This window comes from Variovorax sp. 10N432, from assembly GCF_056394465.1.
Genome location: NZ_JBFTHX010000005.1, coordinates 172,010 through 184,495 on the forward strand (window position 1 = coordinate 172,010; position 12,486 = coordinate 184,495).

Genomic DNA, 12,486 nt, shown 5'->3' on the forward strand with positions numbered 1-12,486 from the left:
CCGCCTCGGCTGCAGATGCGAATCGACACCCTGGGAGGGGATCATGGCCACTGATTCGAGTGTTGACTTGGTTCGTCCGCCGGCATGGTTTGGAGTTGGCGCAAGGTCACCCCTGCGCCGCGGCCGGATGTTGAGGCGCGGATCCCTGCCACTGCGCGCACTCCGAGGCACCGGGAACGCCTTGCATCAGCGCCGCCATGGGCTTCTGACCTTGATATTTGCCTGCTCCTTGTGGTGTGTTCCGCCACCACCCGTCCATGCAGAGGCCGTCGCCGCCTCACCCGCAAGGGCCGCGAACCCAGAACGATCGGACCCAGCTTTTTCGGTTGCCATCAAACAACTGAACTATGAGAGCCCACTCTCGACCCGCCCACTCCCATTGATGCTTTGGTATCCGACGGACGCGCAGGAAACGTCCGTGGTCATTCGTCACTTGCAGCTTCGCGCCGTCCCGGACGGCCGCCCGCGGGATGGCCTTCATCCGCTCGTCATCTTGTCGCACGGTTCCGGCGGATCGCATTTGAGCCACTGGAGAACAGCGCAGTTCCTGGCCAAGCACGGCTACGTCGTGGCGACGCCAGTGCATGCACTGGACAACGCGCAGGATCTGCAAGGCAGTTCGACCCTCAAGGTCTGGGCCAACCGACCTCGGGAATGGGATGCCGCATTGGACGCCGTGCTTGCCTCCGAGTTGGCACGCTCGGTCGACACGCGCCGCGTCGTTGCCATGGGCTTCTCCGCCGGGGCCTACACGGCGCTCGTCGCAGGGGGAGCTCAGCCTTCGTCGCTCGCACTTGATCAATACTGCCTGGACCATCCGCACGGCGATGTGATGTGCCTGGACCATGACGTTGTGGCACCCGGACGGATCCACGGCCAGCGAAAGCTGAGCCACATGCAAGAGCAGTTGCGGCCTGTCCCGGCGGTCCGGGCTGCTGCCGTGGTGGCGATGGCACCGGTGGGCGACGCCTTGTTTACCGCACAGGGTCTCAAGCGCCTACGGTTGCCAACGCTGTTGCTGCAGGGCAGCGATGACACCGTGCTCACCTACCCAAACGATGCACGTTACGTCCATGCTCAACTCAAAACAAGGGCCGACTATTTCACCGTGCCCGGTGGACATGAGGTTTTTCTTTCGCTGGGCTTTGAGGGCTCGGAATCCGAGGCCCATTTGGCCGCTTTGGCACGAGCGCACGGGCTGATACAGACCTTTCTGTCATCGATCGACTGGGAGGCTCCGCGATAGCGCCGGCTTCTGCAGGCCTGTGGCCTGCAACGCTTCGAGCACCGCATTACCCGCTCCCTCCATGATCGCGCCCTCCTCGAGCGTGACGATGACATCGTGGGTGCGAGCAAATTCAGCAGCAGCTCAACGTCCAGCTAGAACCTAACCAGGCAGCGTTTCGGCCGCCGAAGCCGCACCCTGCGGCTGCGCTGCGCGGTAGGCAGCCTCCAGTTCGCTGGCGACGCGCTCCGGCTCGCACCACAGCTCAGCGATGGCGCGTTCCCCGACGCATTGGCCTTCCAGGCGCACATAGATGCACGGAAAGTTGCCGCCCAGTCCCCGGGCGACATGCAGCAGGCAGGCCGCCAGGCTGGCGAAGCCGCTTTCGTTGAAAGACATGGGCGGCACAACGCCGCCCGCCCGCGGCGCGCGCACGCCGTAGGCATAGGTGTGCGTGGCGGCATCCTGGCGCAGCTCGACGACCGGCTGCATGGAGCGCGCGACCTGCTCGAAGATCCTGTCCATCGCGCCAGTGTACGGGTTGCGGCGCCCCGGCCAACCGGCCGCCCGGTCAGTGACGGCTAGAACCGGGCCCGGATCGACTGCTCGATCCCGGCCGCGTCGAGACCGATGCCCGCCAGCAGCTTGGCCGGATCGCCATGCTCGATGAAGCGGTCCGGCAAGCCCAGCTGCAGCACCGGCTTCTGTACGCCCGCTGCCTGCAGCGCTTCGAGCACCGCGCTGCCCGCGCCGCCCATGATCGCGCCCTCTTCGAGGGTGACGATGGCATCGTGCGTGCCGGCGACCTTCAGCAACAGCTCGACGTCGAGCGGCTTGGCCCAGCGCATGTTGACCACCGTGGCGTCGAGCGCCTCGGCGGCCGTGAGCGCCGGATACAGCAAGGTGCCGAAGGCCAGGATCGCGATGCGGCGGCCCTCGCGCCGCAGCTCACCCTTGCCGAAGGGGAGTGCCTCGAGCGTCAGCGGCGGCGTGACGCCGGCACCGGCGCCGCGCGGGTAGCGCACCGCCACCGGGTGGTCCTGTTCAAAGGCACTGCTCAGCAGCTGCCGGCATTCGGCCTCGTCGGCCGGGCAGGCCACGCTCATGTTCGGAATGCAGCGCAGGAACGGGATGTCGTAGGCACCCGCGTGGGTCGCGCCGTCGGCACCCACCAGCCCCGCGCGGTCGAGCGCGAACACCACCGGCAGGTTCTGGATCGCGACGTCGTGGATCAGCTGGTCGTAGGCGCGCTGCAGGAAGGTCGAGTAGATCGCCACCACCGGCTTCAGGCCTTCGCAGGCCAGTCCGGCCGCGAAGGTGACCGCATGCTGCTCGGCGATGCCGACGTCGTAGTAGCGGCCCGGAAAGCGCTGCTCGAACTCGACCAGCCCCGAGCCCTCGCGCATCGCCGGCGTGATGCCGACCAGGCGGCCGTCCTGCGCCGCCATGTCGCACAGCCAGTGGCCGAAGACCTGCGTGAAAGTCTGCTTCGGCGCCGTCGCGGGCTTGACCAGCCCGACCGCGGGGTCGAACTTGGACGGCCCGTGGTAGGCCACCGGGTCGGCCTCGGCCAGCTTGTAGCCCTGGCCCTTCTTGGTGACCACATGCAGGAACTGCGGGCCGTCGAGATGCTTGAGATTCTCGAGCGTCGGGATCAGCGAATCGAGGTCGTGGCCGTCGATCGGGCCGACGTAGTTGAAGCCGAACTGCTCGAACAGCGTGGCCGGCACCACCATGCCCTTGGCATGCTGCTCGAAGCGCTTGGCCAGCTCGAACAGCGGCGGCGCCGCGCGCAGCACGCTCTTGCCGACGTTCTTGGCGGCGGCATAGAAGTTGCCGCTCATCAGCTGCGCCAGGTAGCGGTTGAGCGCGCCCACCGGCGGGCTGATCGACATGTCGTTGTCGTTCAGGATCACCAGCAGCTTGCAGTCGCAGACGCCGGCGTTGTTGAGCGCCTCGAAGGCCATGCCGGCCGTCAGCGCGCCGTCGCCGATGATCGCCACCGAATGCCGGTCCTCGCCCTTCTGCTTGGCCGCCATCGCCATGCCGAGCGCAGCCGAGATGCTGGTCGACGAATGGGCCGTGCCGAAGGTGTCGTACTCGCTCTCGCTGCGCTGCGGGAAGCCCGAGATGCCGCCGAGCTGGCGCAGGGTCGGCATGCGCTCGCGCCGGCCGGTCAGGATCTTGTGCGGATAGGTCTGGTGGCCCACGTCCCACACCAGCCGGTCGTGCGGCGTGTTGAAGACATGGTGCAGCGCGACCGTGAGCTCGACCGTGCCGAGGTTCGAGCTCAGGTGGCCCCCGGTGCGCGACACGTTGTCGAGCACGCAGGTGCGCACCTCGTCGGCCAGTTGCTTGAGCTGCACGCGGTCGAACCGGCGCAGCACGGAGGGATCGTGGATGGTGGGGAGCAGCGGAGCCATGGGGATGTGTTGTTGTTATCGATCGCGGTCCACGATCATGCGGGCCAGCGCCCGCAGCGCGGCGGTGTCGGCCAGGGTGCTGCGATCGAGCGCGGCGAGCGACCGGGCCAGCAGTTCGCGGGCCTGCGCGCGGGCGCCGTCCAGGCCGAGCAGCGACACGTAGGTGGGCTTGTCGCTGGCGGCGTCCTTGCCGGCGGTCTTGCCGAGCGTCTCGGAATCGGCGACGACGTCGAGGATGTCGTCCACCACCTGGAACGCAAGACCCACGGCGGCGCCGTAGTCGCGCAGGGCGGCGAGCACCGGGGGCGGCTGCCGGTCGCCGCAGGCCGCGCCCATCTCGACGCTGCCCTGCAGCAGCGCGCCGGTCTTGAGCCGGTGCATTTCGCGCAGCTGGGCCTCGTCGAGCGCCAGGCCGACACTGGCCAGGTCGATCGCCTGGCCACCAGCCATGCCCTGGCTGCCGGCCGCCGTGGCGAGCAGGCGGCAGAGCTGGGCCTGGACCTCCGCTGCCACTTCGTCGCCGGCGGGCGTGAGCAATTCGAAGGCCAGCGCCTGCAGGGCGTCGCCCGCCAGCAGGGCGCCGGCTTCGCCGAACGCCACGTGGACCGTCGGCTTGCCGCGGCGCAACACGTCGTTGTCCATGCACGGCAGGTCGTCGTGCACCAGCGAGTAGGCGTGGATCAATTCGACCGCGCAGGCAGCGCGCAGGGCCGCGGCCGGCTGGCCTCCGACCGCTTCGCTGGCCGCAAACACCAGCAGGGGCCGCAGCCGCTTGCCGCCGTCGAGGACCGCATAGCGCATGGCATCGCCGAGCCGGACCGGGGCATCGACGCCCACCCATCGCGACAGCGCCGACTCGACCCGCGCCAGGTGGGGGTCGCTCCAGGCGGCCAGCTGCGCCGCATCCCAGCGCGAGGTGTCCACGCCCTTCATTCGCCGGCCCAGACCTTGAGGCTGCCCGCGTCGAGCACCTTGATCTGGTCTTCGACCGCCTGCAGGCGGTCGCGGCAGAAGGCGAGCAGCGCGGCGCCGCGCTGGTAGCTGCCGAGCAGCTTGTCGAGCGGCAACTGGCCGGATTCGAGTTCGGTCACGAGTTGTTCGAGTTCCTGGAGCCCGGCTTCGTAGCTCGCGGGCAAGGGACCGGTGTCGGGCGAGCTGGCCACGGCGGACGCATCGGCGGGCATGGGAGAGGGAGGCACCTTGGGCATTCAGGGGTTTGGCGTGAAACGCGCCATTTTAGGGCGGGGGCAGGAATGCGGCGCCGAGGGTACAATCGCCCTCTCCCAAAAGCCGGCGCTGCCGGCGCACTCCTTCGGGCCGTCCACACCTTCGACGGCAGCCTTCCGTTTTTATTTCTCTCTCCCTGTGGGGAGCTTGGTCAGGTCACCCATGTCTGATTTAAGTCTTCAACTGCAGCAGGCCTCGAGCCAACTTCCGGTTTCCGCGTACTTCGACGAGGCGCTCTACGCCCGCGAGCTGCAAACGCTCTTCGCCGACGGGCCGCGCTATGTCGGCCACCGTCTCACGGTTCCCGAACCGGGCAACTTCCATACCTTGCCCCAGGAACAGCAAGGCCGCGCGCTGGTGCACACGCCGAAGGGGGTGGAGCTGATCTCCAACGTCTGCCGCCATCGCCAGGCGCTGATCCTGCAGGGCCGCGGCCAACTCGATGCCCAGGCCGGCGGCAACATCGTCTGCCCGCTGCACCGCTGGACCTACGCCGCCGCCGACGCCCGCACCACCGGCACCCTGATCGGCGCCCCGCACTTCGAGCAGGACCCCTGCCTCAACCTGCACAACTACCCGCTGACCGAATGGAACGGGCTGCTGTTCGAGCAGAGCGCCAACGGTCGCGGCCGCGACATCGGCGCCGACCTGTCCCGGCTCGGCCCGCGGCTGGACCTCGACTTCGAGGGCTACGCCTTCGACCGTGTCGAACTGCACGAGTGCAACTACAACTGGAAGACCTTCATCGAGGTCTACCTCGAGGACTACCACGTCGGCCCGTTCCACCCCGGCCTCGGCAGCTTCGTCACCTGCGACGACCTGCGCTGGGAGTTCGGCCATCATTTCTCGGTCCAGACGGTGGGCGTGGCCAACCGGCTCGGGCGCGCGGGCAGCCCGGTCTACCAGCGCTGGCAAGAGCAGCTGCTCAAGTACCGCAACGGCAACCCACCCCGCTACGGCGCGATCTGGCTCAGCTACTACCCGCACGTGATGGTCGAGTGGTATCCGCACGTGCTCACGGTGTCGACGCTGCATCCGATCGGGCCCCAGAAGACGCTCAACATGGTCGAGTTCTTCTACCCGGAAGAGATCGTCGCCTTCGAGCGCGAATTCGTCGAGGCCCAGCAGGCCGCCTACATGGAGACCTGCGTCGAAGACGACGAGATCGCCGAGCGCATGGACGCCGGCCGCCGCGCCCTGATGCTGCGCGGCGACGACGAGAGCGGCCCCTACCAGAGCCCGATGGAAGACGGCATGCAGCAGTTCCACGAGTGGTACCGCCGCGAGATGCGCAGCCCCTCCTGATGCAGGCGCTCTGGATGGTGCTGGGCGCACTGATCTTCGCCACCATGGGCGTGTGCGTGAAGTTCGCCTCGGCCTGGTTCTCCAGCGCCGAACTGGTGTTCTACCGCGGCCTGATCGGCATCGTCTTCCTGTGGGTGCTGGCACGCAGCCGCGGCGTCACGCTGGGCACGCGCTATCCCGGCATGCATGCCTGGCGCAGCCTGATCGGCGTGGTCTCGCTGGGCGCCTGGTTCTTCGCCATCGCCCACATGCCGTTGGCCACCGCGATGACGCTCAACTACATGAGCAGCGTCTGGATCGCCGCCTTCCTGGTCGGCGGCGCCCTGCTCGCCTGGGTGCCGGTGCCGGGCCGCGACGGCAACATTGCGCGGCCGCCCCTGCAGGGCCCGCTGGTGCTGACCGTGCTGGCCGGCTTCGGCGGCGTGGTGCTGATGCTCAAGCCGACGGTCGGCGACAACCAGGGCTTCGCCGGACTGATGGGCCTGCTGTCCGGCCTCACGGCTGCCTTCGCCTACATGCAGGTCGTCGCGCTGTCACGGCTCGGCGAGCCCGAGGCGCGCACGGTGTTCTATTTCGCGGTCGGCTCTGCCGTCGCGGGCGGCCTCGGCACCCTGCTGGGCGGGGCCACGCCGTGGGCCGAATGGACCTGGGGCCACGCGCTGTGGCTGCTGCCGGTGGGCGTGCTGGCGGCGCTGGGCCAGCTCTGCATGACACGCGCCTACGCCAGCGCCAAGACTGAAAGCGGTACCCTGCTGGTCGCCAATCTCCAGTATTCCGGCATCGTCTTTGCGGCGATCTACAGTGTGCTGCTGTTCGGCGACCGGATCGACGCCTCGGGCTGGGCCGGCATGGCACTGATCGTCTGCAGCGGAATCGCCGCCACCGTGCTGCGCCAGCGCTCGCTGCCCAAGGCGCCCGCCGAGGAACACTGAAGGGGAGCTTCCATGTACACGACCTTGATTTCCGCCGAGCAGCTGAAGACCCTGCTGGCAAGCGGCACCGCATCGATGGTGTTCGACTGCAGCTTCGAGCTGATGAAGCCCGACGCCGGCCCGCAGCTGTACCGCGCGGCCCACATCCCGGGCGCGGTGTACGCCAACATCGACACCGACCTGAGCGCCAAGCATGGCGCGCCGGGCGCCCACGGCGTGGTGGTGGCGCAGGACGATGGCCCGCCGGCCTCGGGCGGGCGCCACCCGCTGCCCAGCCGCGAGCGCTTCGCGGCCTGGCTGTCGAGCGTCGGTTTCGCCAACGGCATGCAGGCGGTGGTGTACGACCGCAATGGCGCCAACTATTGCGGCCGGCTCTGGTGGATGCTCAAGTGGATGGGCCACGAGGCCGCGGCCGTGCTCGACGGCGGCCTGCAGGCCTGGCAGGCCGCGGGCGGCGAGGTCACGAGCCGCGAGGAGCCGACGCATTTCCAGTCGAACTTCGTCGCCGGCGCGCCGCTGCTGAAGCTGGTCGACACGCGAACGGTCGCGGCCCGGCTCGAGCAGCCTGACCAGACGCTGATCGACGCTCGCGCCGCCGCAAGATATCGCGGCGAGGTGGAACCTCTGGACCCGATCGCGGGTCACATCCCGGGGGCCCTGAACCGGCCCTTCACCGAGAACCTCGGTCCCGACGGAAAGTTCAAGCCGGCCGCGCAGTTGCGCACCGAGTTCGAGGATTTGCTGGCGGGCCGGGATCCCGCGACGGTCGTCCACCAATGCGGCAGCGGCGTGAGCGCCGTGCCCAACCTGCTCGCCATGCAGATCGCGGGCCTCGGGCCGACCGCGCTCTATGCCGGCAGCTGGAGCGAATGGAGCAACACGCCGGGGCTGCCGACCCGGCAAGGCGCCCAAGCATGACCCTGTTCCGACGACCGTTCGTCACCTTCGCGATCACCGCTCTCCTGGCCGCTCCCCTGGCCGCGTCGGCCCAGGCACAGGCCGCCCACGTCCATGGCCAGATCAGGCTCGACGTCGTGGTCGACGGCCCGACCATCGTGATCGCGATGGAATCCCCGCTCGACAACTTCGTCGGCTTCGAGCGCGCACCGCGCACCGACGCCGAGAAGAAGACCGTCGAGGACGCGATCGCGCAGCTGCGCGCCGGCGCCGACCTGTTCAAGATCGATCCGGCCGCGAACTGCAAACTCGGCCCGGTGACGCTGCGCTCGGCCACGCTGGGGCTGGGCAAGGGCGAAGAAGGCGCCGCTGAAGGCCACGCCGACCTGGACGGCAGCTTCGCATTCAACTGCACCAACGCGACGGCCGCCAAGTTCATCGATGTCGAGCTGTTCAATGCCTTCAAGGGGCCGCGCCAGATCGAGGCCCAGATCGCCGCGCCGCAGGGCCAGTTCAAGCGCACGCTGAAGCGGCCCGCGACCCGGCTGGCCTGGGCCAAGTAGCCTGACCGTGAGCCTTGTCCTTTCGGCCGCCGCGCTGCGCTTCGCCTGGCCAGGCGCCGACCGCCCCTGCATCGACATCGAGCGCTTCGAGGTCGATGCCGGCGAGGCCGTGTTCCTGCACGGGCCGAGCGGCTGCGGCAAGAGCACGCTGCTGTCGCTGCTGGCCGGCGTGCTGATCGCCGACGCCGGCCAGGTCCGCCTGCTGGGCCACGACTGGGCCGCGCTCTCCGGCGCCGCGCGCGACCGGGCCCGGGTCGCGCACGTGGGCTACATCTTCCAGCAGTTCAACCTGCTGCCTTACCTCAGCGTGCTCGACAACGTGCTGCTGCCCTGCCGCTTCTCGGGCCGCCGCATGGCGCAGGCCTCGCAGGACGGCTCGGCACAGGCGCAGGCCCGCGAACTGCTGGCCCGCATGGGCCTGGACAGCAGCCTCTGGCAGCGCCAGGCGATGCAGCTGTCGGTCGGCCAGCAGCAGCGCGTGGCGGCCGCCCGGGCCTTGATCGGCCATCCCGAGGTCGTGATCGCCGACGAGCCCACCTCGGCGCTCGACGAGGACCGCCGCGAGGCCTTCCTCGACGTGCTGCTGGCGGCCTGCGCGGCCCATCGCAGCGCGCTGGTCTTCGTGAGCCACGACCAGCGCATCGCCGCGCGCTTCTCGCGCCACGTGCTGCTGCCCGAGATCAACCGCGCCGCCTCGGGGGTGGCGGCATGACGGCGCTGTTCGGCATCGCCTGGCGCAGTGCCTGGAACCGGCGCTTCACGCTCGCGCTCACGGTGCTGTCGATCGCGCTGTCGACCTTCCTGCTGCTCGGCGTCGAACGCATCCGCACCGAGCTTCGCGAGAACTTCTCGTCCTCCGTGTCGGGCACCGACCTGATCGTCGGCGCACGCACCGGCTCGACCCAGCTGCTGCTGTATTCGGTGTTCCGCATCGGCGCCGCCACCAACAACCTGCAATGGAAGAGCGTGCAGGCGCTGGCCGCCCACCCGGGCGTCGCCTGGGTGGTGCCGGTGTCGCTCGGCGACTCCCATCGCGGCTTCTCGGTGCTGGCCACCACGCCGGCCTATTTCGAGCGCTTCCGCTACGGCAACCGGCAGCCGCTGCGGCTGCGCGAAGGCAAGCCTTTCGCCGAGCTGTTCGACGCCGTGGTCGGCGCCGAGGTGGCGGATTCGCTCGGCTATCGCGTCGGCCAGCAGATCACGCTGGCGCACGGCAGCGGCGAGCTCGACGTCTCCGACCATGCCGACAAGCCCTTCACCGTGGTGGGCGTGCTCGCGCGCACCGGCACGCCGGTCGACCGCACGGTCCACATCGGGCTCGAGGCGATGGAGGCGATCCACCTCGAATGGGTCGGCGGCGCGCCGATGCCGGGCCTCAAGATCCCGGCCGAGCAGGTGCGCAAGTTCGACCTCACGCCCAAGACCGTGACGGCGGTGCTGGTCGGCCTGAAGAACCGGGCCGCCGTGTTCGCGGTCCAGCGCTGGGTCTCGACCTATGGCGGCGAGCCGCTGATGGCGATCCTGCCGGGCGTGGCACTCGACGAACTCTGGCGCGTGGTCGGCGTCGGCGAGAACGCGCTGCTGCTGATGTCGGCACTGGTCGCGCTGGTGAGCCTGGCCGGGCTGGTGTCGGTGGTGATGGCCGGCCTGAACGAACGGCGCCGTGAACTCGCCGTGCTGCGCGCGGTCGGCGCCAGCCTGCGCCACGTGCTGGCGCTGCTGGCGCTCGAAGGCGCCCTGGTGACGCTGCTGGGCGTGCTGCTCGGCGTCGTGGCGACGGTGCTCGGCGTCGCCTGCCTGTCGCCCTGGCTGCAGTCCCATTTCGGTCTCGCACTGCGGCTGACCGAACCCACCCCCAACGAATGGCTGCTGCTCGCGAGCGTGCTGGCGGCCGGCTGGCTCGCCAGTTTGCTGCCGGGCATTCGTGCCTACAGGCTGTCGCTTGCCGATGGACTCTCACCCAGGATCTGACACATGAACTTGCGCCCTCTTCTTCTGTCGCTGCTTTCGTTCACCATCGCCGGCAGCGCCCTCGCCGCCGGCCCCGCGCCGCAGGCCACCTCGCCGACCCAGCCGCTCGGCGGCAAGGTCGCCGACACCAAGGCCGTGCCGGGCCAGCCGCGCGTCATCACCTGGGAAGAGCTGGTGCCCAAGGACTGGGACCCGGGCAAGGAGCTCAAGGGCATCGACCTGAGCAAGCTCGATGACAGCGACCCGCGCGCCAACGAGCTGCTCATGAAGCTGCAGGAGGTGTCGAACAATGCACCGACCAACCCGGCGCTCAACGGGGTCGAGGTCAAGATCCCGGGCTTCATCGTTCCGCTCGAGGAGAACAAGGGCGAGGTCACCGAGTTCCTGCTGGTGCCCTACTTCGGCGCCTGCATCCACACGCCGCCGCCGCCGGCCAACCAGATCCTCCACGTGCGCCCGAAGCAGGGTGCGAAGTTCCGCGCCATGGACACGGTCTGGGTCAGCGGCAAGCTGCAGACCGTGCGCATCGACTCGATGATGGGCGTGAGCGGCTACCAGATCGCCGCCGACAGCGTCACCAAGTACAGCGGCAGCCCGAAGCCCTAACCACCCGCCGCCCTAGGCCGGAACAACTGGTAGATGCGGTCGTAGAAATCGGCCGGGAAGCGCCAGTAGCGCGCGCCCTCGGGGCTCTGCTGCTCGTCGAGCCCGCGCCGCGGCGGCGGCGCATTCAACAGGAACTGCGCCACCATGTCGCCGCTGACCCAGGGGTCGTCGTACCAGAAGGCGTGCGAACTCTCGGGCAGGTTGGGGATGTCGTTCGGGTCGACGCGGATCAGGTCGAAGCGCAGCTTGCGCGATGCGTCGACCAGGAAGCGGGTCTGCTCCTCGTCGAGTTCGGTCACGTCGGGTCGGCCCGCGCGCGAGGCGCGGCCGACGATGGCGGCGAAGCGCAGCACCGAGTCGTTGAGGTTGGCGGCAATGCTCACGCGCTCGATGATGTCGATGTAGCCGGTCAGCTCGTTGACGAAGCGGCGGGTGTCGATGTCCGGCGCCGCGAAGTAGATCTGCCCGAGCCGCAGGCGCTGCTGCAGCTGGGCCCGCGTCTCGCCGGGCCGCGGCGTGCCCAGCTGCACCAGTGCCGGGCTCAGCACCTGCGCGCCGGCGCTGTAGGCCAGCACGTCGATCTTCGACGCCGTGGTGTTCTCGCCCAGCAGCTCGACCATCCGCGCGAAGGGCTCGACCGTGCTGGCCGCATTGTTGACGTCGGTCAGGTAGCGCAGGATCGATCCCGCAGAAGGCCACATGAAGACCAGCACCACCATCCGCCGTCCGGTGAAATGGCGAAACTGCGCCGCCTGGGCGGCCGCACGGGGGACCGTGTTGTTGGAGCCATGCACGTAGATCAGCAGCTCGCTGTTGGGACTGGCGGCCAGCGCCTTGTTGATCATCGCGAAGAAGGCCTGGGCCTCGGGCGAATTCTTCACGTCCTCGTTCGAGCGCAGCACCGCCTTCTGCTCGAGCCGCTCGAGGTGGACGATCGGGCGCTCGTCTGGGTCGGCGCTGGTCGACAGCCGATGCAGCGTCTCCCAGTCGAGCGACTCGTCGCCGACCCGCACATGCGCCACGCCCATGCGCAGGTCGTCGGTCGGCACGATGGTGTGGACCGGATCGGGATGCTCGATCAGGGCCAGCCGGTTGGTGGCATAGAACACCGGCACGTCGGTGGTCTTGAGCTTCTCGCCGATGTTCTCGAAGGGGTCGATGTCACCGTTGCTGAAGCTCACCGGGGTGGGCATCAGCCGCACCGGGGCGTAGCAGCCGGCCAGCAGCACCGCGGCCAGCAACGAGAGGACAAGGCGAGCGGCCCGGCGGATTCCGACTTGAGAGGGGTGCATGCGCCGGAAGTATAGGGAGCCCCCACAGACGGCTGCGAACGTGCC

The 12,486-nt window shown here is 68.9% G+C and carries 13 protein-coding genes; 8 read left to right on the top strand and 5 right to left on the bottom strand.

Annotated features, from left to right (window positions below):
- The first annotated feature begins 418 nt into the window (after nucleotides 1-418).
- Nucleotides 419-1,246: an alpha/beta hydrolase family protein gene (locus AC1DF3_RS08510; RefSeq protein WP_478139344.1), complete on the top strand. Its 828-nt coding sequence runs from the start codon at nucleotides 419-421 to the stop codon at nucleotides 1,244-1,246.
- A 141-nt stretch (nucleotides 1,247-1,387) separates the two neighbouring features.
- Here AC1DF3_RS08510 and AC1DF3_RS08515 read toward each other — a convergent pair whose 3' ends face one another.
- Genes AC1DF3_RS08515 through xseB form a run of 4 tightly spaced genes read right to left on the bottom strand, consistent with a single transcriptional unit; the run spans nucleotide 1,388 to nucleotide 4,856 of the window.
- Nucleotides 1,388-1,750: a hypothetical protein gene (locus AC1DF3_RS08515; protein ID WP_478139345.1), complete on the bottom strand. Its 363-nt coding sequence runs from the start codon at nucleotides 1,748-1,750 to the stop codon at nucleotides 1,388-1,390.
- A gap of 56 nt (nucleotides 1,751-1,806) precedes the next feature.
- Complete coding sequence (gene dxs / locus AC1DF3_RS08520; protein WP_286535516.1) at nucleotides 1,807-3,648, bottom strand: 1-deoxy-D-xylulose-5-phosphate synthase; 1,842 nt, start codon at nucleotides 3,646-3,648, stop codon at nucleotides 1,807-1,809.
- A 15-nt stretch (nucleotides 3,649-3,663) separates the two neighbouring features.
- Entirely contained in the window at nucleotides 3,664-4,581 is a 918-nt protein-coding gene (locus tag AC1DF3_RS08525; protein ID WP_478139346.1) for a polyprenyl synthetase family protein, read from the bottom strand.
- Entirely contained in the window at nucleotides 4,578-4,856 is a 279-nt protein-coding gene (xseB, locus tag AC1DF3_RS08530) for an exodeoxyribonuclease VII small subunit (RefSeq protein ID WP_286535514.1), read from the bottom strand. Before xseB ends, AC1DF3_RS08525 begins: the two co-directional genes overlap by 4 nt.
- A gap of 181 nt (nucleotides 4,857-5,037) precedes the next feature.
- Between xseB and AC1DF3_RS08535 the strand changes: the two genes are divergently transcribed.
- Genes AC1DF3_RS08535 through AC1DF3_RS08565 form a run of 7 tightly spaced genes read left to right on the top strand, consistent with a single transcriptional unit; the run spans nucleotide 5,038 to nucleotide 11,149 of the window.
- The gene (locus AC1DF3_RS08535; protein ID WP_286535513.1) at nucleotides 5,038-6,180 is read left to right on the top strand and encodes an aromatic ring-hydroxylating oxygenase subunit alpha; all 1,143 of its coding nucleotides are present in this window, start codon (nucleotides 5,038-5,040) and stop codon (nucleotides 6,178-6,180) included.
- Nucleotides 6,180-7,112 carry a DMT family transporter gene (locus tag AC1DF3_RS08540; RefSeq protein ID WP_286526389.1) on the top strand — a complete coding sequence of 311 codons (933 nt, stop codon included), beginning with the start codon at nucleotides 6,180-6,182 and terminating at the stop codon, nucleotides 7,110-7,112. Before AC1DF3_RS08535 ends, AC1DF3_RS08540 begins: the two co-directional genes overlap by 1 nt.
- Nucleotides 7,113-7,124: 12 nt before the next feature.
- Nucleotides 7,125-8,030: a sulfurtransferase gene (locus AC1DF3_RS08545; RefSeq protein WP_286535512.1), complete on the top strand. Its 906-nt coding sequence runs from the start codon at nucleotides 7,125-7,127 to the stop codon at nucleotides 8,028-8,030.
- A complete protein-coding gene (locus tag AC1DF3_RS08550) occupies nucleotides 8,027-8,572 on the top strand; it encodes a DUF2796 domain-containing protein (RefSeq protein WP_286535511.1) in 546 nt (181 codons plus the stop codon). The genes AC1DF3_RS08545 and AC1DF3_RS08550 overlap by 4 nt, the downstream gene beginning before the upstream one ends.
- Nucleotides 8,573-8,579: 7 nt before the next feature.
- Nucleotides 8,580-9,284, top strand: coding sequence for an ABC transporter ATP-binding protein (locus tag AC1DF3_RS08555; protein WP_286535510.1), 705 nt, complete (start codon nucleotides 8,580-8,582; stop codon nucleotides 9,282-9,284).
- Nucleotides 9,281-10,543: an ABC transporter permease gene (locus AC1DF3_RS08560; RefSeq protein WP_301805372.1), complete on the top strand. Its 1,263-nt coding sequence runs from the start codon at nucleotides 9,281-9,283 to the stop codon at nucleotides 10,541-10,543. Before AC1DF3_RS08555 ends, AC1DF3_RS08560 begins: the two co-directional genes overlap by 4 nt.
- 3 nt (nucleotides 10,544-10,546) lie before the next feature.
- A complete protein-coding gene (locus AC1DF3_RS08565; RefSeq protein ID WP_478139347.1) occupies nucleotides 10,547-11,149 on the top strand; it encodes a DUF3299 domain-containing protein in 603 nt (200 codons plus the stop codon).
- Here AC1DF3_RS08565 and AC1DF3_RS08570 read toward each other — a convergent pair.
- The gene (locus AC1DF3_RS08570) at nucleotides 11,146-12,441 is read right to left on the bottom strand and encodes an alpha/beta hydrolase (RefSeq protein WP_286535505.1); all 1,296 of its coding nucleotides are present in this window, start codon (nucleotides 12,439-12,441) and stop codon (nucleotides 11,146-11,148) included. The genes AC1DF3_RS08565 and AC1DF3_RS08570 overlap by 4 nt on opposite strands.
- Nucleotides 12,442-12,486 lie beyond the last annotated feature (45 nt).